This window comes from Yersinia sp. 2553 StPb PI (assembly GCF_052217105.1).
GTDB classification, from domain to species: Bacteria; Pseudomonadota; Gammaproteobacteria; order Enterobacterales; family Enterobacteriaceae; genus Yersinia; species Yersinia enterocolitica_E.
The window spans coordinates 3,365,671-3,387,279 of record NZ_JAZGPX010000002.1 but is presented as its reverse complement, the minus strand read 5'-3'; the positions used below and the strand labels follow the sequence as shown (position 1 = coordinate 3,387,279).

The window sequence follows — 21,609 nt, the reverse complement described above, 5'->3', positions numbered from 1 at the left end:
TTACTGCAACTCGAATTATTTAGGGTATAGCAGTAGGGACGGCTTCGGCTAATACTTCACCCATGCGGGTAACAGAACCACTGTTTAACTGTGGTGCTAAATAGACTTTACCTTCAGCAAACAGGTTAATCACTGTCGAGCCTAACTTAAAGCGGCCCATTTCTTGCCCTTTTTCCAGCACTACCGCGCCTTCAGTTCCTGCTTGCGGATAGGTCCATCGGCGAATCACACCCTCTCGTGGCGGGGTAATGGTGCCAGCCCAGACGGTTTCTATGCTGCCAACAATAGTGGCACCTACCAGAATTTGTGCCATCGGGCCAAAAGCGGTATCAAAGATGCAAATAACACGTTCATTACGTGCGAAGAGATTAGGCACATTAGCCGCAGTCAATGGATTGACCGAGAACAAATCACCTGGCACATAAATCATTTCGCGCAAGATACCGTCACACGGCATATGGACGCGATGGTAGTCACGTGGAGCCAGATAGGTGGTGACAAAATGGCCATTTTGGAACTCAGCAGCCAACATATAGTTACCGGCGAGTAGGGCTTCCAGCGTGTAGTTGTGGCCCTTTGCCTGCAAAATTTGCCCGTCATGAATTGCGCCTAACTGGCTAATAGCGCCGTCGGCAGGTTGGGCCAAGAGGTTTTCTTCCGCTACAACAGGGCGCACACCCGCGCGCAGTGGGCGCACAAAGAACTCATTAAACGAACGATAAGCAGAGAACTCAGGGTCCTGGGCTTCCTTCATATCAACATGGTAGTAGCGGGCAAATGCCTTGATCACCAGTTGGGTCAGCCAGCCACCTTGCTTATCTGCCCCCCAGCCTGCCAAACGAGTCAGGCCAAGTTTTGGGAGTAAATATTGTAATCTGATTTTGATACTGTCCAGCACGTAGACCTCTGGGTAAACATTAAAATTAATGAGGGGGCGCATAATACCCGTCGCCCTTCAAGATACAGGGGTGTTGGCTGCCTCACACCAGTCACTTACTTGAGTAAGCTCCTGAGGCTTCGCTCAATTGCCGCCTACCTGCATCTTGAAGTCACTGGGTATATATCTTTCTGCGCCCACAGTTTTTAGCTAAAGCATGTTCAACAGGACTATCGAGACATCATTTCTCGTCGCTATCAGATGTCTTACGCGGCTTCGCCTGTTCCATACTTTCCAGGATTCGATGGTAATTATCGAAACGCTCTTCAGCGATTTTGCCTTGTTCTACCGCTTCGCGCAGTGCACAACCGGGATCGGTGGTATGGCTGCAATCACGGAATTTGCAATGGCCGAGATAATCACGGAATTCGACAAATCCTTGAGTGATTTGTTCCGGTGCCAGATGCCAGAGGCCAAATTCACGCACCCCCGGTGAGTCAATCACATCGCCGCCTTGCTGGAAGTGATATAAGCGGGCTGCGGTGGTGGTGTGCTGACCCAGACCTGAATTACCCGATACCGTATTGACCAGAATTTCGTTATCCGTTGGTGGTAACAGGGCATTCAGCAGGCTGGATTTACCCACGCCGGACTGACCGGCAAAGATACTGATGCGCCCAGCCAGTGCCTTTTCAAAGGCTTCCATCCCTTCACGGGTTTGACTTGAGACTTCCAGCACGTTGTAGCCAATGCGACGGTAAATCTCCATCATGCCATCAACGAATTTACGGCCATCGGCATCCAGTAAATCGATTTTGTTCAACACAATTAACGGTTCGACTTCCAGTGTTTCACAGGCCACCAGATAGCGATCGATAATATTAAGAGAAAGTTCAGGTAAGATCGCCGAAACGATCACTATCTGATCGATATTTGCGGCGATCGGTTTCACGCCGTCGTACAGATCAGGGCGTGTCAGTACGGATGTACGTTCATGTACGGCTTCGACAATGCCTTTAACCCGCACACCTTCCTGAGCTTGCAAGCCTGGGCGCCAGACCACACGGTCACCGGTAACCAGTGATTTAATGGTACGGCGAATGTTACAACGGTGTTGAACACCATCGGTGGCTTCGACATCGGCGTGCTGGCCGAAACGACTGATTACGATACCTTCTTGCGCATCGCCAAGCTGAGAGTCATCTAACTCAGGTTTTCTATCAGTGCGTAGCCGACGCTGATGGTTTGCCTGCACACGGCGTTGTTGACCTTTCGACAGTTTATTCTTACTCACTGCGCCTCACTTGAATCTGCATTAATACCCTTCATACTTGAAGCCGCTGGGGCTACTCGCTTCACTCCCCCGCATCGGTGTAATCTTATCGGGATTCGTTTGCTTGCTACCTACCTGCAACGCCAATTTCTTTGGGTATATCGCTGGTTGCGACCAAAAGGGCTATGATACACATTATTTTATCAATTAACCGTTTGTTCGGTAGTCTCACCCGCTAACAGGCAGGAAATATTATGGCAGAGAATCAAAATAATCTGATCTGGATCGATCTGGAAATGACCGGTCTTGATCCTGAGCGCGATCGGATCATTGAGATAGCCACTCTGGTCACCGATGCTAATCTCAATATTCTAGCCGAAGGCCCAGTATTGGCGGTTCATCAGTCGGATGAACAGCTTGGGCTTATGGATGAATGGAATGTGCGTACCCATACCGGCAGTGGTTTGGTGGAACGGGTTAAAGCCAGCCCATTTAGTGATAGTGATGCTGAATTACAAACCATTGAATTCTTGAAACAGTGGGTTCCAGCGGGCGCTTCACCTATCTGTGGTAACAGTGTGGGCCAAGACCGCCGCTTCCTGTTCCGTTATATGCCAGAGCTTGAAGCTTATTTCCACTACCGCTATCTGGATGTCAGCACGCTAAAAGAGCTGGCACGCCGCTGGAAACCAGAGATTCTGCCGGGTTTCAAAAAACAAAATACCCATCAAGCACTAGACGATATCCGTGAATCTGTGGCTGAGCTTGCCTATTACCGCGAGCATTTTATTCAATCTTGATCCCCTGCGGCCTTGAAGCAGCAGGGATAGTCGCGCTTACACTCCTGCTGTTTCAATAACTTTGGGTATATACTTTGCCCGGCGCTGGTAAAAACGCCACATTGCTGTTTTAATCGTCACTTGAACCAAAAAATGATTTTTTTGCTTTTAGGGGCTTGCGGCAAAACGGATTTCTCGTATAATGCGCACCCCGTACCGATGAAGAATTCGCAAACATGCGCAGACCGATTTAGTACGAGTTAAGTGTAGAAAACGTTGTAAAAAGTAAGACGGCACCAAGCGGGAATAGCTCAGTTGGTAGAGCACGACCTTGCCAAGGTCGGGGTCGCGAGTTCGAGTCTCGTTTCCCGCTCCAATCTTTAACCATAAAGATAGTGACCGGCAGTACAGCAGCTTTAGTTCAGAAGTCAGAAATATAAGTGATACGTTGTTATGACGTATGGCAGCGACGCGGGAATAGCTCAGTTGGTAGAGCACGACCTTGCCAAGGTCGGGGTCGCGAGTTCGAGTCTCGTTTCCCGCTCCAAAATTTATTTCTGAATAAGCAGTAAATATCAAATGCTGTCACATACAGCAGGGTGCAAAAGCATCTCAATGCGGGAATAGCTCAGTTGGTAGAGCACGACCTTGCCAAGGTCGGGGTCGCGAGTTCGAGTCTCGTTTCCCGCTCCAAAATTTTTATTCAATTCTATTATTTTTATCCACAGCTACATAACGCGCCATGCCGCGTTGTACATACAATGTATTAACTTCGTCAACAGACTTATCCACAGATTCTGCTTTTTTTATATCCAGCTCATATTTTATCCACTGCGCAACCCTCTTTCATATCTCTTTGATTTAGCGATATATATTTTTCTGTGAAAACGTTATACCGATCACTTGCGCTTTTTTTCGCACTTGATTGCCAAAGTGTTTTTATTTTTATGCACAGGAAAACTCCGAGTTCATTCATTATAAAAATACATAAAAAAAAGCCATACCAAACAGCATATAGTTTCAGGTAAAGGGGGATATCAGGCATCCCGTGGTAGGCCTTTCTCAATAGCCCGCACCAGCCTTTTTTTCTGTGGCGATTGAACATCCACAATCAGTGTAGACCGTCTTTTCAATTGTTGTGAGATTGACCACTCAATATGTTCATCTAACATTGGATCAATCCCGCGGCGCGCTTCCAGTGCCAATACGATACTGTCGAGATAGGGGGCATTGCCCAGTGCGACCGAGATATTACGTAGCCAGCGTAGGTGACCAATGCGGCGGATGGCGGAACCTTCCGTAACCCGCAAAAATTTCTCTTCATTCCAGGCAAATAAATCCAATAACTGTGGCGTGTGTAGCACGGCGCGTGGGCTGAAATCTTCCTCATCAGTTAATTGTGAGAAGCGGTTCCAGGGGCAGATAAGCTGACAATCATCACAGCCATAAATACGATTTCCCATTAGTGGACGAAATTCTTCTGGTATCGCCCCTTCAAGTTCAATGGTCAGGTAGGAGATACAGCGGCGAGCATCAACGGTATAGGGTGCAACGATAGCGCCGGTCGGGCAGGTGGTGATACAGGCAACGCAACGGCCACATTGCTCCTCTTGCGGCTTATCGATCGGCAGCGGCAGATCAATTAGTAATTCGCCAAGAAAGAACCAGGAGCCCGCATCACGATTTAAAATCAGTGAGTGCTTACCAACCCAGCCAATCCCTGCTTTTGCAGCTAATGACCGCTCCATAATGGGGGCAGAATCGACAAATGGGCGGAAATTGATGTCACCGTGAGCCTGCTCCAGACAGTAACTCTGAATCATATCGCCCAATCTTTTCAGCCGCTGGCGCAGCAATTTATGATAATCACGGCCCAGCGCATAGCGACTGACATAACCTAACTTAGCATTGTTCAATGTGCTGGCAAATGCAGCCTTGGCAGGGAGATAATTCATCCGCACGCTAATCACCCGTAAGGTTCCGGGTAATAATTCATGGGGCCGCGCGCGCAGCATACCGTGGCGAGCCATCCAGGCCATCTCGCCATGATATTGTTTATCAAGCCAAGTTTGTAACCGCGGTTCTTCCGCAGACAAATCCGTATCGCAGATACCGACTTGCTGGAAACCTAGCGATTGCCCCCATTGCTTGATATGTTGGGCTAATTGATTCAGATCGAGGGGGTGTGCCATGACGGACCATAGTAAGAAACAAATCGGTGTCAGCTTACCACACTCTGTTTTTTCTGCGGACTGGGTACGCCAGAACGAGGTCGTGGCCGCGGCACACTTTTCTCTAACGTTGTTTGATCTGATGGTCAGAGCGGGCGATGCGGCCTTTGAACTGGCGCGTAAACAGTACCCAGCGGCGCGTCACTGGTTGATATTGTGTGGCCACGGTAATAATGGTGGCGATGGTTATATCGTTGCGAATCGGGCATTAGCCGCGGGGCTGAATGTTACGCTTATTGCCTGCCCCGGCAATCGGCCATTACCCGCACAAGCGCATCAGGCGCAATCCCAATGGTTGGCGGCAGGTGGCATAATTCACCAGCCTGAGACACCGTGGCCACAACATGTTGATTTGATTATTGATGCATTGTTGGGTATTGGCCTGCGAGCGGCACCGCAAGGCGTTTATGCTACGCTGATTGACACCGCGAATCGCCATCGGGCCGCAAAGATTGCCTTGGATATTCCTTCTGGACTCAGTGCCAACAGTGGTGCTGCTCCCGGATCTGTTATTCGCGCAGACCACACCCTGACTTTTGTCGCGCTGAAACCGGGTTTGCTCACCGGTCAGGCCCGTGATTGGGTGGGGCATTTACACTGCAATGACTTGGGGCTGACAGCATGGCTGCTCACTCAACCGCTACAAATTGAGCGAATGACTGCAGATCACCTACCGCAATGGCTACAGCCACGCCGCCCTTGTGCTCATAAAGGGGAACATGGCCGATTGTTGCTAGTGGGCGGAGATAAAGGGCTGGGAGGTGCGATTCGCATGGCCGGTGAAGCCGCTCTGCGCAGTGGGGCTGGCTTGGTGCGAGTGCTCACTCACATTGAGCATGTGGCACCGATTCTGGCGGCAAGGCCAGAGTTGATGGTACAAGAGTTAACGCCGGAAACTCTTGAACAAGGTATTGGCTGGGCTGATGTCCTGGTTGTCGGTCCAGGGTTAGGGCAGTCCGATTGGGGCCGGAATGCTCTGAATTTATTGCAACAAAGTGATAAACCAGCATTATGGGACGCAGATGCGCTCAACTTGCTGGCATTAAATCCACATAGGCGTCAGAATCGGGTATTGACCCCACATCCAGGGGAAGCTGCTCGTCTGCTTGGTTGTCGCGTCGCTGATATTGAGAGTGACCGCTTACTTTCGGCCCGAAACATCGTTAAACAATATGGTGGTGTGGTGGTATTGAAAGGTGCTGGTACCCTGATTGCCAGTGAGCAGGGCGAGATGGCGATTGCTTATGTTGGTAATGCAGGGATGGCCTCCGGCGGCATGGGGGATATTCTGTCCGGTATTATTGGTAGTTTGATAGCACAAAAGCTGGTGCTGTATGATGCTGCCTGTGCAGGTTGTGTCGTGCATGGCGTTGCCGCAGACAAACTGGCTGAAGTTCAAGGCACCCGGGGTTTACTGGCAACAGATTTACTGCCAGTTATTCCGAAGTACGTTAATCCTGAGTTAGCAAGATAGATATCACAGAATGAAAGAACTCGTTTTACCTCTGCCTGATGAGGCAGCGACCGTTGCATTAGGGGCTCGTTTGGCCCATGCCTTCAATGGTGCTAGCGTTATTTATCTGTTCGGTGACTTAGGTGCCGGAAAAACAACTTTCAGCCGCGGCTTCCTTCAGGCCCTTGGCCACATTGGTCATGTTAAAAGCCCTACTTATACCTTGGTTGAACCTTATGCGTTAACTCCAAGACCGGTTTACCATTTTGACCTATATCGTCTGGCGGATCCTGAGGAGCTGGAGTTTATGGGTATTCGTGATTATTTCGATGAGCGGGCAATTTGCCTGGTGGAATGGCCACAGCAAGGTGAGGGGTTCTTACCTCGGGCCGATATAGAGTTACATTTGGCGTATCAGGCTGAAGGGCGTGAAGCCCGTCTGGTTGCCCTTTCTGATGCGGGTGCGGATGTATTGCGCCGTTTAGCTGCTGTGCAAGGATAATTTGATAATGATGCATAGCTTGATGCTAATAAATCGCTACCAACGATCGTTTACCGCAGTCATGTTGGTTATGGTGAGTTTATTAAGCCTACCTTCCGCCTTGGCTATGAAACTCACCGATATTAAGGTGAACAATGGCCCGACGGAAAGCCGGGTGACGCTCAGTTTTGATGGTAAACCGATTTATGCCTTTTTCTCGTTGAGTTCGCCTGAGCGAGTGGTGTTGGATGTCCGCCAAAGCGGTAATCTCTCTGGTTTACCCTTGGAGTTCAGTGGGCAGAATCTGCTGAAAAGAATTCGTTCCAGTACCCCGAAAGATGAGCAAAGCACCCGTCTGGTGCTGGAATTGACGCAAAAAGTTAAAACCCGCGCGGTGACACAGCAGTCGGGCAGTAACTACACGGTGGTCATTACCATGACCGCAGCCGCCCCTGCTCGTCAGGTACAAACCACGTTAAGCCCGAACAATACGTTAAGCTCAAACAGTACGTTAAGCTCAAACAACACGTTAAGCCCAAACAGTAGGCCACTCAGCCAAACCAATACCCCTAGCCCGAATGCTGGGCGTTTGACGCCGCCGGTCAATAACGTGAATACGACACCGCGCGTGACCAGTTCAAACACCACATCGGAGGCTAAAAACCCGTTTAACAATAAGCCGACCGTGGTTGTCAGCAGTGATACCGTCACCACCAATACCGCCCGCCCGATTAAAGCCAGCCGTGTTGCTAATAGTGATCGTGTAGTGGTGGCAATCGATGCCGGTCACGGTGGGCAAGACCCAGGTGCAATCGGGCAAAATGGCCTGAAAGAGAAGAATGTCACGATTGCCATCGCCCGCCGACTTGAAGCATTGCTTAATAGCGACCCGATGTTTAAACCGGTTTTAACCCGCAATGGCGATTACTTCATTTCGGTGATGGGCCGTTCGGACGTGGCCCGTAAGCAGGGGGCTAACGTGCTGGTTTCTATTCATGCGGATGCGGCACCTAACCGCAGTGCTACTGGGGCTTCGGTCTGGGTTCTGTCAAATCGCCGTGCTAACAGTGAAATGGGCAACTGGCTGGAACAGCATGAGAAACAATCTGAATTGCTCGGTGGTGCCGGTGACGTGTTGGCGAATACCGCGTCAGACCCCTATTTGAGTCAGGCAGTATTGGATCTGCAATTCGGCCACTCCCAGCGGGTGGGCTATGACGTAGCGACCAAGGTGCTGCGTGAGCTACAAACAGTAGGTGACATTCATAAACGTCGGCCTGAACACGCCAGTCTTGGGGTGTTACGTTCACCGGATATTCCATCGTTATTAGTGGAAACCGGCTTTATCAGTAATAGTACGGAGGAGCGGCTGCTTGGCAGTAGCGCGTATCAGGAGAAGATTGCTCAGGCCATTTATAAAGGCTTACGCAGTTATTTCCTCGCGCATCCGCTACAAGCCGACCCAAAGGTCGAAAACCGTCCGCTAATAGAAACAGCGGCGGTTGATTCTTCAGTGCAGCGTTCAAATGTTAATCAGCCAGAACCGATTGTCAGCAATGCGCAAAGCGGCAGAGTTTCTGCCGTCAAGCCTGTGGCGACAGGGAAAAGCCAAATCCATAAAGTACAACGTGGTGAAACCTTATCCGGCATTGCGAGCCAATACGGCGTCAGCATGGCGCTATTGCGGCAAAACAATACGCTGAAAAATGATGTGGTGTGGGTGGGGCAGCGTTTGAAAGTGCCGGCATTGGGCAGCACGGTAACGGCAGCGGCACCAAAAAACCAAACAATTGCTAAAAACAAAACAGTAAAACATCTGGTAAAACGCGGTGATACGCTATCAGCCATTGCGGCCAGATATGGCGTGTCGATGAGTGAGATTGAGCGGGCGAACAAGATAAAGTCAGGTAATGTCCAGCTAGGGCAAACCCTCACGATCCCACAATCGTAAGCGAAAGGAACTGCTATGCCGATTCATATTCTGCCACCACAGCTTGCTAACCAAATTGCCGCCGGTGAAGTGGTAGAGCGGCCTGCGTCGGTGGTTAAAGAGTTGGTAGAAAACAGTCTGGATGCAGGAGCTACCCGGATTGATATCGATATTGAACGGGGTGGCGCCAAACTGATTCGTATCCGCGATAATGGCTGCGGCATCGGCAAAGAAGATTTATCACTGGCGCTGGCGCGCCATGCCACCAGTAAGATAAGTTCGCTAGAAGATCTGGAAGCTATCCTCAGCATGGGCTTTCGTGGCGAAGCACTGGCCAGTATCAGTTCAGTCTCACGTCTGATTCTGACTTCCCGCACTGCCGAACAAAATGAAGCCTGGCAGGCTTATGCGGAAGGGCGTGATATGGCCGTCACTATCAAGCCAGCGGCGCATCCGGTGGGGAGTACTCTTGAAGTGTTGGATCTGTTTTATAACACGCCAGCGCGCCGCAAATTTATGCGCACTGAAAAAACCGAGTTCGGTCATATTGATGAAGTGGTGCGGCGCATTGCGCTGGCGCGCTTTGATGTGGCAATAAACCTGAGTCATAACGGTAAGTTAATGCGTCAGTACCGCGCAGCCCCTGACCCTTCACAGCACGAGCGTCGGCTGGCGAGCATCTGTGGCCCGGCTTTTTTGCAGCATGCACTGGCCATTTCCTGGCAACATGGTGATTTGACTATTCGTGGTTGGGTGGCTGATCCTGCCGCCAGTCGTACACTCAGTGAAATGCAGTATTGTTACGTCAATAATCGCATGATGCGTGATCGGTTGATTAATCACGCTATCCGTCAGGCCTATCAAGATTTACTCAAAGATGATCAACAACCCGCTTATGTTTTGTATCTGGATATTGATCCGCATCAGGTGGATGTAAATGTGCATCCGGCGAAACATGAGGTGCGTTTCCATCAGGCGCGGTTGGTACATGACTTTATTTATCAGGCTGTTACCACTGTTTTACAGCAGACTGCCTCGCCAGTGCTAAATATCAATGAAGATGGTGAAGAGATAGAAGCACCCCGCTGGCAGCCGGAAAACCGTGTGGCGGCGGGGGGGAATAAATATGCGCAACCAGAGCCTGCAAAAGCGCCAGCGGCAGAACGGACACGGGTTTCAGATAAAGTATCGTCTTCAGAACCCACGCTAGCGGCAGCGCGGTCTCCTGCCCGTGAACAGGCAGCACCTGGCTATAGCGCTGGGCAACCCTACCAAAAGCAGCAAGGCGAATTGTATCGTCAATTGGTGCAACCCGCCGCTGTGAGCCAAGCCGTAGAACAGCCTGCATCGGTGCCAGCCCCGCGCTTTGCATCAGCAGATGAACCACTTCATGGTGATTATTACAGCTTTGGCCGAGTATTAACGGTATTCCCACCTTGCTATGCTTTGATTGAATATAAGCAAGGTGTGGCATTATTGGCACTGACTGTTGCCGAGCGCTGGCTGAAACAAGCTCAACTGAATCCGCCAGCCGAGGGTTTACGCCCTCAGCCATTACTTATTCCATTAAAACTGACATTAGATAAGAATGAGGCCGCAGCCTGTCTGCGCCATCAGAACTTATTGGTTACTATGGGGATAGAATTGACCGTTGAGCAGACAAGAGCCACTTTACGTGCGGTATCTTTACCATTACGCCAACAAAATTTACAAAAACTGATACCGGAACTGTTAGGCTATCTGTCGCAGCATGAAGAGATATCGCCAGATGTTCTGGCCACATGGATTGCCCGCCACCTTGGCAGCGAACATGAGGTTTGGAATATGTCTCAAGCGATACAGTTATTGACGGATGTGGAACGTCTTTGTCCGCAGTTGGTGCAATCACCGCCTGCTGGATTATTACAACCTATTGATATAAAGGCTGCATTGGCAACCCTAACACATGAATGATATTGAAAATCTAGACCGGCCACCGGCAATTTTTATTATGGGGCCTACCGCTTGTGGTAAAACAGCGCTCTCCATTGCGCTTCGCCAGCGGTTACCTGTGGAGTTAATCAGCGTCGATTCTGCCTTGATCTATCGTGGCATGGATATCGGCACGGCGAAACCCAGTGCTGAAGAACTGGCGTTAGCACCACACCGGCTGATTGATATCCGTGACCCGGCTGAATCCTACTCAGCCGCTGATTTCCGTAAAGATGCATTGAAAGTGATGGCCGATATTACCGCTGCCGGGCGAATTCCGCTGCTGGTGGGGGGGACCATGCTGTATTTTAAAGCGCTGTTGGAAGGATTATCTCCGTTGCCACCCGCAGACCCACAAGTGCGCGAGCATATTGAACAGCAGGCCGCTGAGCTGGGTTGGGAGGCATTGCATCAGCAATTGGCCAAGATAGACCCAGTTGCTGCGGCGCGAATTCATCCTAATGATCCCCAACGGCTCTCTAGAGCACTGGAAGTTTTTTTTATTTCAGGTAAAACTTTAACGGAACTGACTAAAATTTCGGGTGAAACCTTACCCTATCGGGTTCACCAATTTGCGATTGCGCCTGTTAGCCGGGAACTGTTGCACCAGCGGATTGAATTACGTTTTCATCAGATGCTGGATGCAGGGTTTGAAACAGAGGCTAGGGCGCTTTTTGACCGCGGTGATTTGCATACGGATTTGCCTGCCATTCGTTGTGTGGGATACCGGCAGATGTGGTCTTATCTGTCCGGTGAGATTGATTACGACGAAATGGTTTACCGTGGAGTTTGTGCGACACGTCAACTGGCAAAGCGCCAAATGACTTGGTTACGGGGCTGGAGTTCAGTTCAGTGGCTCGACAGTGATAAGCCGGGAGAGGCTTTAGACTCTGTAATACAGGTTGTTAGTGCATAGGTTGAATGATTGTGTACAATTGATTAGTACTCAACGCGCGGATTTTTTTTACGCAGTTTATTTTCGAGCCGATAGGTTCTTAGTTAAAAACAACAAGCAAATAAGGAAAATATAGAATGGCTAAGGGGCAATCTTTGCAAGATCCGTTCCTGAACGCATTGCGTCGTGAACGGGTTCCGGTTTCTATTTATTTAGTGAATGGCATTAAACTGCAGGGCCAAGTTGAGTCTTTTGATCAGTTTGTCATTCTGTTAAAAAACACAGTCAGCCAGATGGTTTATAAACACGCCATCTCTACTGTAGTGCCTTCTCGCCCGGTTTCGCATCACAGCAATACGCCGAGTGGAAGCACCAATAATTATCATGGTAGTAATCCGTCTGCGCCGCAACAACCGCAGCAGGATAGCGATGACGCTGAATAAAGCGCATTGCTGGTCGACCATGACGGGGAACATAAACAACGGATTCGGGTTTATGTTCTCCGCACTAGCGGTTTTAATCCGTTTGAGAGGTTGCACGTTTGTTTGACCGCTATGAAGCCGGTGAGCAGGCCGTACTGGTTCATATCTATTTCTCGCAAGACAAAAACTCAGAAGATCTGCGTGAATTTGAAGCGCTGGTATCTTCTGCGGGCGTAGAAGCTTTGCAAATTGTGACGGGTAGTCGCAAAGCACCGCACCCTAAGTATTTTGTCGGTGAAGGAAAGGCCGAAGAAATTGCTGACGCGGTGAAAGCCAGTGGCGCGTCTGTCGTCTTGTTTGATCATGCCCTTTCCGCAGCGCAAGAGCGAAATCTTGAGCGTTTGTGTGAGTGTCGGGTCATTGATCGTACTGGGCTAATCTTAGATATTTTTGCCCAACGGGCCCGTACCCATGAAGGTAAATTACAGGTCGAATTAGCGCAATTACGCCATATTGCGACCCGTTTGGTACGTGGCTGGACGCATCTTGAGCGTCAAAAGGGGGGGATTGGCCTTAGAGGGCCAGGTGAAACCCAGTTGGAGACCGACCGCCGTTTGTTACGCGACCGTATCAGCTTGATTTTGAGCCGTTTGGAGCGGGTGGTAAAGCAGCGTGAGCAGGGGCGACGTGCGCGTACCCGTGCTGAAATTCCGACAGTATCTTTGGTGGGATATACCAACGCCGGTAAATCCAGCCTGTTTAACAAAATTACGGCAGCTGATGTTTATGCGGCTGACCAATTATTTGCCACGCTGGATCCTACTTTACGCCGTATTAATGTGGCGGATGTGGGTGATACAGTGTTGGCGGATACGGTAGGTTTTATCCGGCATTTGCCGCATGATTTGGTCGCTGCTTTTAAAGCGACATTACAAGAAACACGGCAAGCCTCATTACTGTTACACATTATTGATGCAGCAGACCCTCGGGTAACCGAGAATATGGCCGCAGTTGATTCTGTTTTGGCAGAAATCGAAGCGGATGAAATACCTACATTATTAGTAATGAATAAAATTGATTTGTTGGATGATTTTGTCCCGCGAATTGATCGCAACGAAGACAATCTGCCAGTCAGAGTTTGGCTTTCGGCCCAAACCGGCGCAGGGATCTCGTTGCTATTTCAAGCGTTGACGGAGCGTCTTTCAGGTGAGATCGCACACTTTGAATTACGTTTGCCACCTCAGGCAGGTCGTCTACGTAGCCGTTTTTACCAGCTTCAGGCAATTGAAAAAGAGTGGATAGACGAGGACGGAAACGTCGGTATGGTGGTCAGAATGCCTATCGTTGATTGGCGTCGTCTCTGTAAACAAGAGCAAGATTTGGTCAGTTATATTATTAATTAGTCGGTGTGGCTAATTAGTTGATTATTTGACCTTTTTTGTGAGATTAAGAGCCAGCTTCTTTGGCATGTGCTCTTGGCCTGAAGAAAACCAATCATAGAAGAATGGAGCTAAAACATGGCGTGGAATCAGCCCGGTAATAACGGACAGGACCGCGATCCGTGGGGGAGCAGCAATAATAATGGCGGCAACTCTGGCGGAAATAACAATAATAAAGGTGGTCGTGACCAAGGGCCGCCTGATCTGGATGATATCTTTCGAAAACTGAGCAAAAAACTGAGTAGCCTCGGTGGTAAAGGTGGCGGCAGCGGCAATGATAACAGTGGTACGACAAGAGGCCCTGGTTTCAGTGGCCGGATTGTGGGCATTGCTGTGGTTGCTGTGGTAGTTATCTGGGCGGCAAGTGGTTTCTATACAATTAAAGAAGCCGAGCGCGGTGTCGTTACTCGCTTGGGTAAATTAAGCCACATTGTGCAGCCTGGTTTGAACTGGAAACCGACCTTTATCGATGAAGTAACGCCAGTTAACGTTGAATCGGTACGTGAATTGGCAGCGTCCGGCGTGATGCTGACTTCTGATGAGAACGTGGTTCGCGTCGAAATGAACGTGCAGTACCGTGTGACTGATCCGGCCGCTTATCTGTTTAGCGTGACTAACCCGGACGACAGCTTGCGTCAGGCAACTGACAGCGCAGTACGTGGTGTTATTGGTAAATACACCATGGACAAAATCCTCACCGAAGGCCGTACCATCGTTCGTAGCGATACTCAACGTGTACTGGAAGAAACTATTCGTCCATACAATATGGGTATAACGCTGCTGGACGTTAACTTCCAGGCGGCGCGTCCACCAGAAGAAGTTAAAGCGGCATTTGATGATGCGATTGCAGCCCGTGAAAACGAACAACAGTATATTCGTGAAGCGGAAGCTTATACCAACGAAGTCCAACCACGGGCGAATGGTCAGGCGCAGCGTCTGTTAGAAGATGCGCGTGCTTATGCCGCACGTAAAGTGTTGGAAGCGCAGGGTGAAGTCGCAGGTTTTGCTAAGTTGTTGCCTGAGTATAAGGCGGCACCAGAAATTACCCGTGAGCGTCTATACATCGAAACGATGGAGAAGGTCCTCGGTCATACCCGCAAAGTACTAGCGAGTGATAAGGGTAATAGTCTGATGGTGTTACCACTGGACCAAATGCTGCGCGGCCAAGGTGCAGATAAGGCAGCGGATGGCAATAAAGACACAAGCCTGATTCGTCTGAATCCGCCTTCTTCTGCTAATAGCAGTCAAGAGTCTGGTGCAAGCAACGCCAATACCAGCTCAACCAGTGGCTCTATCATGGATCAGCGCCGGGCGAATGCTCAGCGTGATACTTCCACTCGCGTAGGGAGAGAATAACCAATGCGTAAGTCTTTTTTACTTATCGTCGTTGTGGTGTTAATCGCACTCTACGCTTCTCTGTTTGTGGTACAGGAAGGCCAGCGCGGCATCGTGCTACGCTTTGGCAAGGTATTACGTGATAGTGATAACAAGCCGCTGGTGTATGCACCGGGCTTGCACTTCAAAATACCGTTTATCGAAACCGTGAAAAGGTTGGATGCCCGTATTCAAACCATGGACAACCAGGCTGACCGTTTCGTTACCAACGAGAAGAAAGACCTGATTGTTGACTCCTATTTGAAATGGCGTATCAGCGATTTCAGTCGTTACTATCTGGCCACCGGTGGTGGTGATGTTTCTCAGGCCGAAGTGCTGCTGAAACGTAAGTTTAGTGACCGTTTGCGTTCTGAAATTGGTCGTTTGAACGTGCGTGACATCGTTACTGACTCACGTGGGCGTTTGACTTCAGATGTCCGTGATGCGCTGAACACCGGTAGTGTGGGTGATGAAGCTGTGACCACCGAAGCTGATGATGCAATTGCCTCTGCGGCAGCCCGTGTTGAGCAGGAAACCCGTGGCAAACAGCCTGCGGTTAACCCTAACAGTATGGCAGCGCTAGGGATTGAGGTCGTTGACGTGCGAATCAAGCAGATCAACTTACCGGCTGAAGTGTCTGATGCTATCTTCCAACGTATGCGTGCTGAGCGTGAAGCGGTAGCCCGTCGTCATCGTTCACAAGGTCAGGAAGAAGCAGAGAAGTTGCGTGCAACAGCTGACTATGAAGTAACACGTACACTGGCAGAAGCAGAACGTCAGGCGCGTATTACTCGTGGTGGCGGTGATGCAGAAGCAGCTCGTCTGTTTGCTGACGCATTCAGTAAAGACCCAGACTTTTATGCCTTCATTCGTAGCTTGCGTGCGTATGAAAACAGCTTTAACAGCGGCAATGATGTGATGGTTCTGAGCCCGGATAGCGATTTCTTCCGTTATATGAGGTCGCCGGATAACTCCAGCAAACGTCCATAACGGCTGTCGTTACAGCTCGTCTTGACCGTAACAATAAGGCCCGTTAACGCGGGCCTTTTCCATTTGAGACAAATAATGAATTCAACCATCTTGTTAGCATTGGGTCTGGTTTTGGTGCTCGAAGGGCTTGGCCCGATGCTGTACCCCAAAGCCTGGCGCAAAATGATTCAGGCGATGACCCAATTACCGGATGCCACTTTGCGCCGTTTTGGTGGCGGATTAGTGGTTGCTGGTGTGGTTATCTACTACATGTTGCGTAGCCGCATGGGTGGCTGAATGTAAGCACAAAAATTGTTCAGTTATGTGTTAAAAAGTACTGAAAGCAGCCGAATGAGATGTTAGAATCCTTTTTTAAGCAACCTGGTGATTTTTGAGATGGGTAAGAACGTCGTCGTACTGGGCACCCAATGGGGTGACGAAGGTAAGGGCAAGGTCGTTGACCTGCTGACTGAACGGGCTAATTATGTTGTGCGCTATCAAGGTGGTCACAACGCTGGCCATACTTTGGTTATCAACGGTGAGAAAACCGTTCTTCATTTAATTCCCTCAGGTATTCTGCGTGAAAACGTAACCAGCATCATCGGCAACGGTGTTGTATTGGCACCTGACGCTTTAATGAAAGAGATGACAGAGCTTGAAGCGCGCGGTGTGCCTGTACGTGAGCGACTGTTACTCTCCGAAGCATGCCCATTAATCCTGCCTTATCATGTGGCTTTGGATAATGCGCGTGAAAAAGCACGTGGTGAAAAAGCTATTGGTACTACCGGCCGTGGTATTGGTCCTGCTTATGAAGACAAAGTTGCCCGCCGTGGTCTGCGCGTCGGTGATTTGTTCAACAAAGAAACCTTCGCTATCAAACTGAAAGAAATTGTGGATTACCACAACTTCCAGTTAGTGCATTACTACAAAGCTGATGCAGTTGACTACCAAACAGTGCTGGATGAAGTATTAGCTATTGCTGATATTTTGACTGCCATGGTGGTTGATGTTTCTGACTTGCTGGACAGCGCCCGCAAGCGCGGTGATCTGATCATGTTCGAAGGCGCACAAGGCACCTTACTGGACATCGATCACGGTACTTATCCGTATGTAACTTCATCTAACACCACTGCTGGTGGCGTAGCCACCGGCTCTGGCTTGGGTCCACGTTATGTTGATTACGTCTTAGGTATCGTTAAAGCTTATTCCACCCGTGTAGGTGCAGGTCCATTCCCTACCGAGTTGAATGATGAAACTGGCGAATTCCTGCGTAAGCAAGGTAACGAATATGGCGCAACAACAGGCCGTAGCCGTCGTACCGGTTGGTTGGATATCGTTGCAGTGCGTCGCGCCGTGCAGATCAACTCCCTGTCTGGTTTCTGTATGACCAAACTGGACGTGTTAGATGGTCTGAAAGAAGTGAAGCTGTGTGTTGGCTACCGCATGCCAGATGGTCGCGAAGTTGATACTACCCCACTGGCTGCTGAAGGTTGGGAAGGTATCGAGCCAATTTACGAAACCATGCCAGGCTGGTCAGAAACCACCTTTGGTGTGAAAGAACATAGCAAGTTGCCACAGGCAGCCCTGAACTACATCAAACGAGTAGAAGAGCTGACCGGTGTTCCGGTTGATATTATCTCTACCGGTCCTGATCGTGAAGAAACCATGATCTTGCGCGACCCATTTGATGCATGATTCGTTTGATTTATGATTAAGTGGCTAACCGCCAAATAGTCAGAATTCAGACTTTAATAAACCGGGCTTAGGTCCGGTTTATTGTTTATACCCGTCATACTTCAAGCTGCATGTGCGTTGGCTACGTTCAATCACCCGAATCACTTACTCATGTAAGCTCATCGGGGTTAATGAGCCTCATCCTTGAGGTTCACCCTACGGGCTAGCATAAATGCTGTTCAAATCGGTTCCCGACCGATTTGTCTGTCTCTTGCCGCCTTCCTGCAACTCGAATTATTTAGGGTATATACCCTAAATACATTGTTAACTGCAAAGTCAGCTATTTTGGGTATAATGAGATGCAGAAGTGACCTCGGATATGCCGTTTTATACCAAAAGCGCCACCCTTCACCTAAATGATTAGCCGCAAGCTTTATGGCTGGTTTATCATTCAAAGAATATATCCGTCATACTTCAAGTTGCATGTGTGTTTGGCTGCCTTCATTCACCCTAATCACTTACTGATGTAAGCTCTTGGGGATTCGCTTAGTTGCCGCCTTCCTGTAACTCGAGTTATGTAGGATATGAGTTTTCTGAATCACACTTGGAATCGCACTTATAACCTATCCAAAAAGTGTTATTTCCGATGGGGTTAAGCCGGGTAAATTGATACTCAGGGGTATACGTGCAGTTAACAAGTTTTACTGATTATGGTTTGCGGGCGCTTACTTATATGGCCTCGCTACCGGAAGGCCAAATGACCAGCATTTCTCAGGTAACTGAGGTATATGGTGTGTCTCGCAATCATATGGTTAAAATAATCAATCAGTTGAGCCGTGTCGGTCTGGTGACCGCTGTGCGGGGCAAAAATGGTGGTATACGGTTGGGTAAACCGGCTAACCAAATTCTAATTGGTGATGTTGTGCGCCAACTGGAGCCACTGTCTCTGGTGAATTGCAGTAGTGATTTTTGCCACATAACACCCGCTTGTCGCCTGAAACAAGTGCTTAATCAGGCGGTACAGAGTTTCCTTAACGAGCTGGATAACTATACTTTGGCTGACATGGTTAAAGATAATTCCCCGCTCTACAAACTGTTACTTGTTGAGTAGATTTTTGCTTAATCAAAGATATATATACCCAAAGAACTTGGAGTTGCAGGTAGGCAGCCAGTAAACGAATCCCGATGAGCTTACACTGGTAAGTGATTCGGGTGAGAGCGCGCAGCTAACACCCCTGCGGCTTCAAGTACGCAGGGTATAAGACCTGCTGCTGACAACGGAGGAACCGCAATGTCACAAGATCCATTCTTGGAACGAGAAGCAGAAAAATATGAGTCACCGATCCCTAGTCGGGAATTCATTTTGGCTCATCTCGCGAAGCGCGAAACACCTGCCAGCCGTGAAGAGCTGGCCAATGAACTTAATTTAACCGGCGAAGAGCCTTTAGAGGCACTGCGTCGCCGCCTGCGCGCTATGGAGCGCGATGGGCAATTGGTCTTCACCCGTCGTCAGTGCTACGCCTTGCCTGAGCGTCTCGACTTACTGCGTGGGACTGTTATTGGTCACCGTGATGGTTTCGGCTTTTTACGCGTTGAAGGCAGTAAAGACGACCTGTATCTCTCCGCAGAACAGATGAAAACCGCCATTCATGGTGATGTGGTATTGGCCCAAGCAGTTGGCGCAGACCGCAAAGGCCGCCGTGAAGCACGTATCGTGCGTGTATTAGTACCGAAAACCAGCCAGATTGTTGGTCGTTACTTTACTGATGCCGGCACCGGTTTTGTGGTGCCAGATGATGGTCGATTGAGTTTTGACATTCTGATCCCGCCAGAGGCAATCAACGGTGCGCGGATGGGTTATATGGTGGTGGTCGAGTTGACTCAGCGCCCGACCCGCCGGACTAAAGCGGTAGGTAAGATTGTTGAAGTGCTCGGCGAAAATATGGGTACCAGCATGGCGGTGGATATCGCACTGCGTACCCATGAGATCCCCCATACCTGGCCGCCACAAGTTGAAAAACAAGTTGTGGATCTGAAAGAACAAGTACCGGAAGAGGCGAAGAAAGGGCGGGTGGATTTACGCAACCTGCCATTGGTCACTATTGATGGTGAAGATGCCCGCGACTTCGATGATGCTGTTTACTGCGAGAAGAAACGCGGTGGTGGCTGGCGCTTGTGGGTGGCGATTGCTGATGTCAGCTATTATGTGCGCCCACGCACCGCGCTGGATGATGAAGCTCGCAGCCGTGGTAACTCGGTTTACTTCCCGTCGCAAGTGGTTCCGATGCTGCCGGAAGTGCTCTCAAACGGCCTTTGCTCCCTGAATCCGCAGGTAGACCGCCTGTGCATGGTGTGTGAGATGACCATCTCCTCACAGGGTAAGCTGTCGTCGTATAAGTTCTACGAAGCAGTGATGAGCTCCCACGCACGTCTGACCTACACCAAAGTGTGGCGGATTATTGATGGTGAAGAGACACTGCGTGAGCAATATAAGCCGCTGGTGCCGCATCTGTTAGAACTGCATACCATGTATAAAGCGCTGGATCAGGCCCGTGCTGAGCGTGGTGGTATCGCGTTCGAAACCGAAGAAGCCAAGTTTATCTTCAACGCTGAACGGCGCATTGAACGTATTGAATCGACGGTGCGCAATGACGCGCATAAGTTGATTGAAGAGTGCATGATTTTGGCGAATATTGCAGCCGCTCGTTTTGTCGAAAAACACAACGAACCTGCATTGTTCCGTGTACATGACCGCCCAAGTGATGACCATATCTCCGCACTGCGTAGCGTGCTGAATGAGCTAGGCCTGACCTTAGGTGGCGGCTTGAAGCCCGAGCCGAAAGATTACGCTGTACTGATGGATGAAGTTGCCGATCGCCCGGACCATGAAATGCTGCAAACCATGTTGCTGCGCTCAATGAAACAGGCAATTTACGATCCAGAAAACCGGGGTCACTTTGGCCTGGCATTGGCCTCTTATGGCCATTTCACCTCACCAATCCGCCGTTATCCTGACTTGGCGATGCACCGCGCTATCAAGTACCAGCTCGCCAAAGAGCAAGGCAATCAGAAAGAGCGCTGGACACCAACCGGTGGCTGGCACAGTGAATACGAAGATATGCTGCAATTGGGCGAACACTGCTCAATGACTGAACGCCGCGCTGATGAAGCTACCCGTAACGTAGCGGACTGGCTGAAGTGTGATTTTATGCAGGATCAGGTTGGTAAAGTCTTCACCGGGATCATTGCCAGTGTTACCGGCTTTGGTTTCTTCGTGCGTTTGGATGATCTGTTTATTGATGGTTTGGTGCATGTTTCCAGCCTGGATAATGATTATTACCGTTACGACAACATCGGCCAACGTCTGATCGGCGAATCCTCAGGTCAGGTTTACCGCTTGGGTGATACCGTAGAAATTCGGGTTGAGGCGGTACATATGGATGAGCGCAAAATTGACTTTGCTCTGGTCTCCAGTACCCGTAAGCCGCGCGGTGAGGGTAAAACAGCCCGTGATAAGGCGAAGAAAGCTGATGGGCAGCGCACGATGCGTGATACCTCAACCGGTCGTGGTGGGCGTGGTAGTTCATCTGGTGCTCCGCGCCGTGATGGCGCGCCAGCCGGTGGTGGGCAGCAACGGCCTCGTCGGGCAAAAAAACCAGTGAACTTCGAGCCGGATAGTGCATTCCGCCCAGCAGATGCCGCCGCTAAACTAGACGATAAAGCACTGGCTGAGAAAAAAGCCAAAGCGAAAGCAAAACGAGCGTCCGCTAAAACCAAAAAAATTGCCGCCGCCACCAAGGCCAAGCGTGCGAAGAAGAAAACCAGCAGCGACCAGTAATGG

General features: G+C 49.9%; 17 protein-coding genes and 3 tRNA genes. 17 read left to right on the top strand and 3 right to left on the bottom strand.

The window, feature by feature from the left end:
- Positions 1-19: 19 nt before the first annotated feature.
- Positions 20-898 carry an archaetidylserine decarboxylase gene (asd, locus tag V2A84_RS17025; RefSeq protein WP_083163920.1) on the bottom strand — a complete coding sequence of 293 codons (879 nt, stop codon included), beginning with the start codon at positions 896-898 and terminating at the stop codon, positions 20-22.
- A gap of 220 nt (positions 899-1,118) precedes the next feature.
- On the bottom strand, positions 1,119-2,171 hold the full coding sequence (rsgA, locus tag V2A84_RS17020; RefSeq protein ID WP_005187493.1) for a small ribosomal subunit biogenesis GTPase RsgA: 1,053 nt from the start codon (positions 2,169-2,171) through the stop codon (positions 1,119-1,121).
- Between the two features lie 233 nt (positions 2,172-2,404).
- Here rsgA and orn point away from each other — a divergent pair, with 233 nt between their 5' ends.
- From orn to V2A84_RS17000, 4 genes are all read left to right on the top strand, one after another.
- Positions 2,405-2,950: an oligoribonuclease gene (gene orn, locus V2A84_RS17015; RefSeq protein WP_005187496.1), complete on the top strand. Its 546-nt coding sequence runs from the start codon at positions 2,405-2,407 to the stop codon at positions 2,948-2,950.
- A 279-nt stretch (positions 2,951-3,229) separates the two neighbouring features.
- Positions 3,230-3,305, top strand: a tRNA-Gly gene (locus V2A84_RS17010).
- A 95-nt stretch (positions 3,306-3,400) separates the two neighbouring features.
- Positions 3,401-3,476, top strand: a tRNA-Gly gene (locus tag V2A84_RS17005).
- Between the two features lie 70 nt (positions 3,477-3,546).
- A tRNA-Gly gene (locus V2A84_RS17000) sits at positions 3,547-3,622 on the top strand.
- Between the two features lie 344 nt (positions 3,623-3,966).
- Here V2A84_RS17000 and queG read toward each other — a convergent pair.
- Entirely contained in the window at positions 3,967-5,121 is a 1,155-nt protein-coding gene (gene queG / locus V2A84_RS16995; protein ID WP_083160985.1) for a tRNA epoxyqueuosine(34) reductase QueG, read from the bottom strand.
- On the opposite strand from queG, the gene nnr reads away from it, so the two are divergent.
- From nnr to rnr, 13 genes are all read left to right on the top strand, one after another.
- Complete coding sequence (gene nnr, locus V2A84_RS16990; RefSeq protein ID WP_442848987.1) at positions 5,120-6,634, top strand: bifunctional ADP-dependent NAD(P)H-hydrate dehydratase/NAD(P)H-hydrate epimerase; 1,515 nt, start codon at positions 5,120-5,122, stop codon at positions 6,632-6,634. The genes queG and nnr overlap by 2 nt on opposite strands.
- A 10-nt stretch (positions 6,635-6,644) precedes the next feature.
- Positions 6,645-7,115 carry a tRNA (adenosine(37)-N6)-threonylcarbamoyltransferase complex ATPase subunit type 1 TsaE gene (tsaE, locus tag V2A84_RS16985; RefSeq protein ID WP_420072807.1) on the top strand — a complete coding sequence of 157 codons (471 nt, stop codon included), beginning with the start codon at positions 6,645-6,647 and terminating at the stop codon, positions 7,113-7,115.
- Between the two features lie 61 nt (positions 7,116-7,176).
- Positions 7,177-9,045, top strand: coding sequence for an N-acetylmuramoyl-L-alanine amidase AmiB (gene amiB, locus V2A84_RS16980; RefSeq protein ID WP_193784843.1), 1,869 nt, complete (start codon positions 7,177-7,179; stop codon positions 9,043-9,045).
- A 15-nt stretch (positions 9,046-9,060) separates the two neighbouring features.
- Positions 9,061-10,977 carry a DNA mismatch repair endonuclease MutL gene (gene mutL, locus V2A84_RS16975; protein WP_083160979.1) on the top strand — a complete coding sequence of 639 codons (1,917 nt, stop codon included), beginning with the start codon at positions 9,061-9,063 and terminating at the stop codon, positions 10,975-10,977.
- Positions 10,970-11,911: a tRNA (adenosine(37)-N6)-dimethylallyltransferase MiaA gene (miaA, locus tag V2A84_RS16970; RefSeq protein WP_083160977.1), complete on the top strand. Its 942-nt coding sequence runs from the start codon at positions 10,970-10,972 to the stop codon at positions 11,909-11,911. The genes mutL and miaA overlap by 8 nt, the downstream gene beginning before the upstream one ends.
- Before the next feature lie 116 nt (positions 11,912-12,027).
- Complete coding sequence (gene hfq, locus V2A84_RS16965) at positions 12,028-12,333, top strand: RNA chaperone Hfq (protein WP_002209151.1); 306 nt, start codon at positions 12,028-12,030, stop codon at positions 12,331-12,333.
- A gap of 98 nt (positions 12,334-12,431) precedes the next feature.
- Entirely contained in the window at positions 12,432-13,715 is a 1,284-nt protein-coding gene (hflX, locus tag V2A84_RS16960) for a ribosome rescue GTPase HflX (protein ID WP_442848986.1), read from the top strand.
- Between the two features lie 114 nt (positions 13,716-13,829).
- Positions 13,830-15,107 (top strand): FtsH protease activity modulator HflK, encoded by a 1,278-nt coding sequence (gene hflK, locus V2A84_RS16955; RefSeq protein ID WP_083160973.1) that lies wholly within the window; start codon positions 13,830-13,832, stop codon positions 15,105-15,107.
- A gap of 3 nt (positions 15,108-15,110) precedes the next feature.
- Positions 15,111-16,115, top strand: coding sequence for a protease modulator HflC (gene hflC, locus V2A84_RS16950; protein ID WP_083160971.1), 1,005 nt, complete (start codon positions 15,111-15,113; stop codon positions 16,113-16,115).
- Between the two features lie 75 nt (positions 16,116-16,190).
- Entirely contained in the window at positions 16,191-16,391 is a 201-nt protein-coding gene (locus V2A84_RS16945; RefSeq protein ID WP_005193214.1) for a DUF2065 family protein, read from the top strand.
- Between the two features lie 99 nt (positions 16,392-16,490).
- Positions 16,491-17,789: an adenylosuccinate synthase gene (locus V2A84_RS16940; RefSeq protein WP_083160969.1), complete on the top strand. Its 1,299-nt coding sequence runs from the start codon at positions 16,491-16,493 to the stop codon at positions 17,787-17,789.
- Between the two features lie 664 nt (positions 17,790-18,453).
- Entirely contained in the window at positions 18,454-18,879 is a 426-nt protein-coding gene (nsrR, locus tag V2A84_RS16935) for a nitric oxide-sensing transcriptional repressor NsrR (RefSeq protein ID WP_083160967.1), read from the top strand.
- Between the two features lie 180 nt (positions 18,880-19,059).
- A complete protein-coding gene (rnr, locus tag V2A84_RS16930; protein ID WP_372568575.1) occupies positions 19,060-21,606 on the top strand; it encodes a ribonuclease R in 2,547 nt (848 codons plus the stop codon).
- Positions 21,607-21,609: the final 3 nt, after the last annotated feature.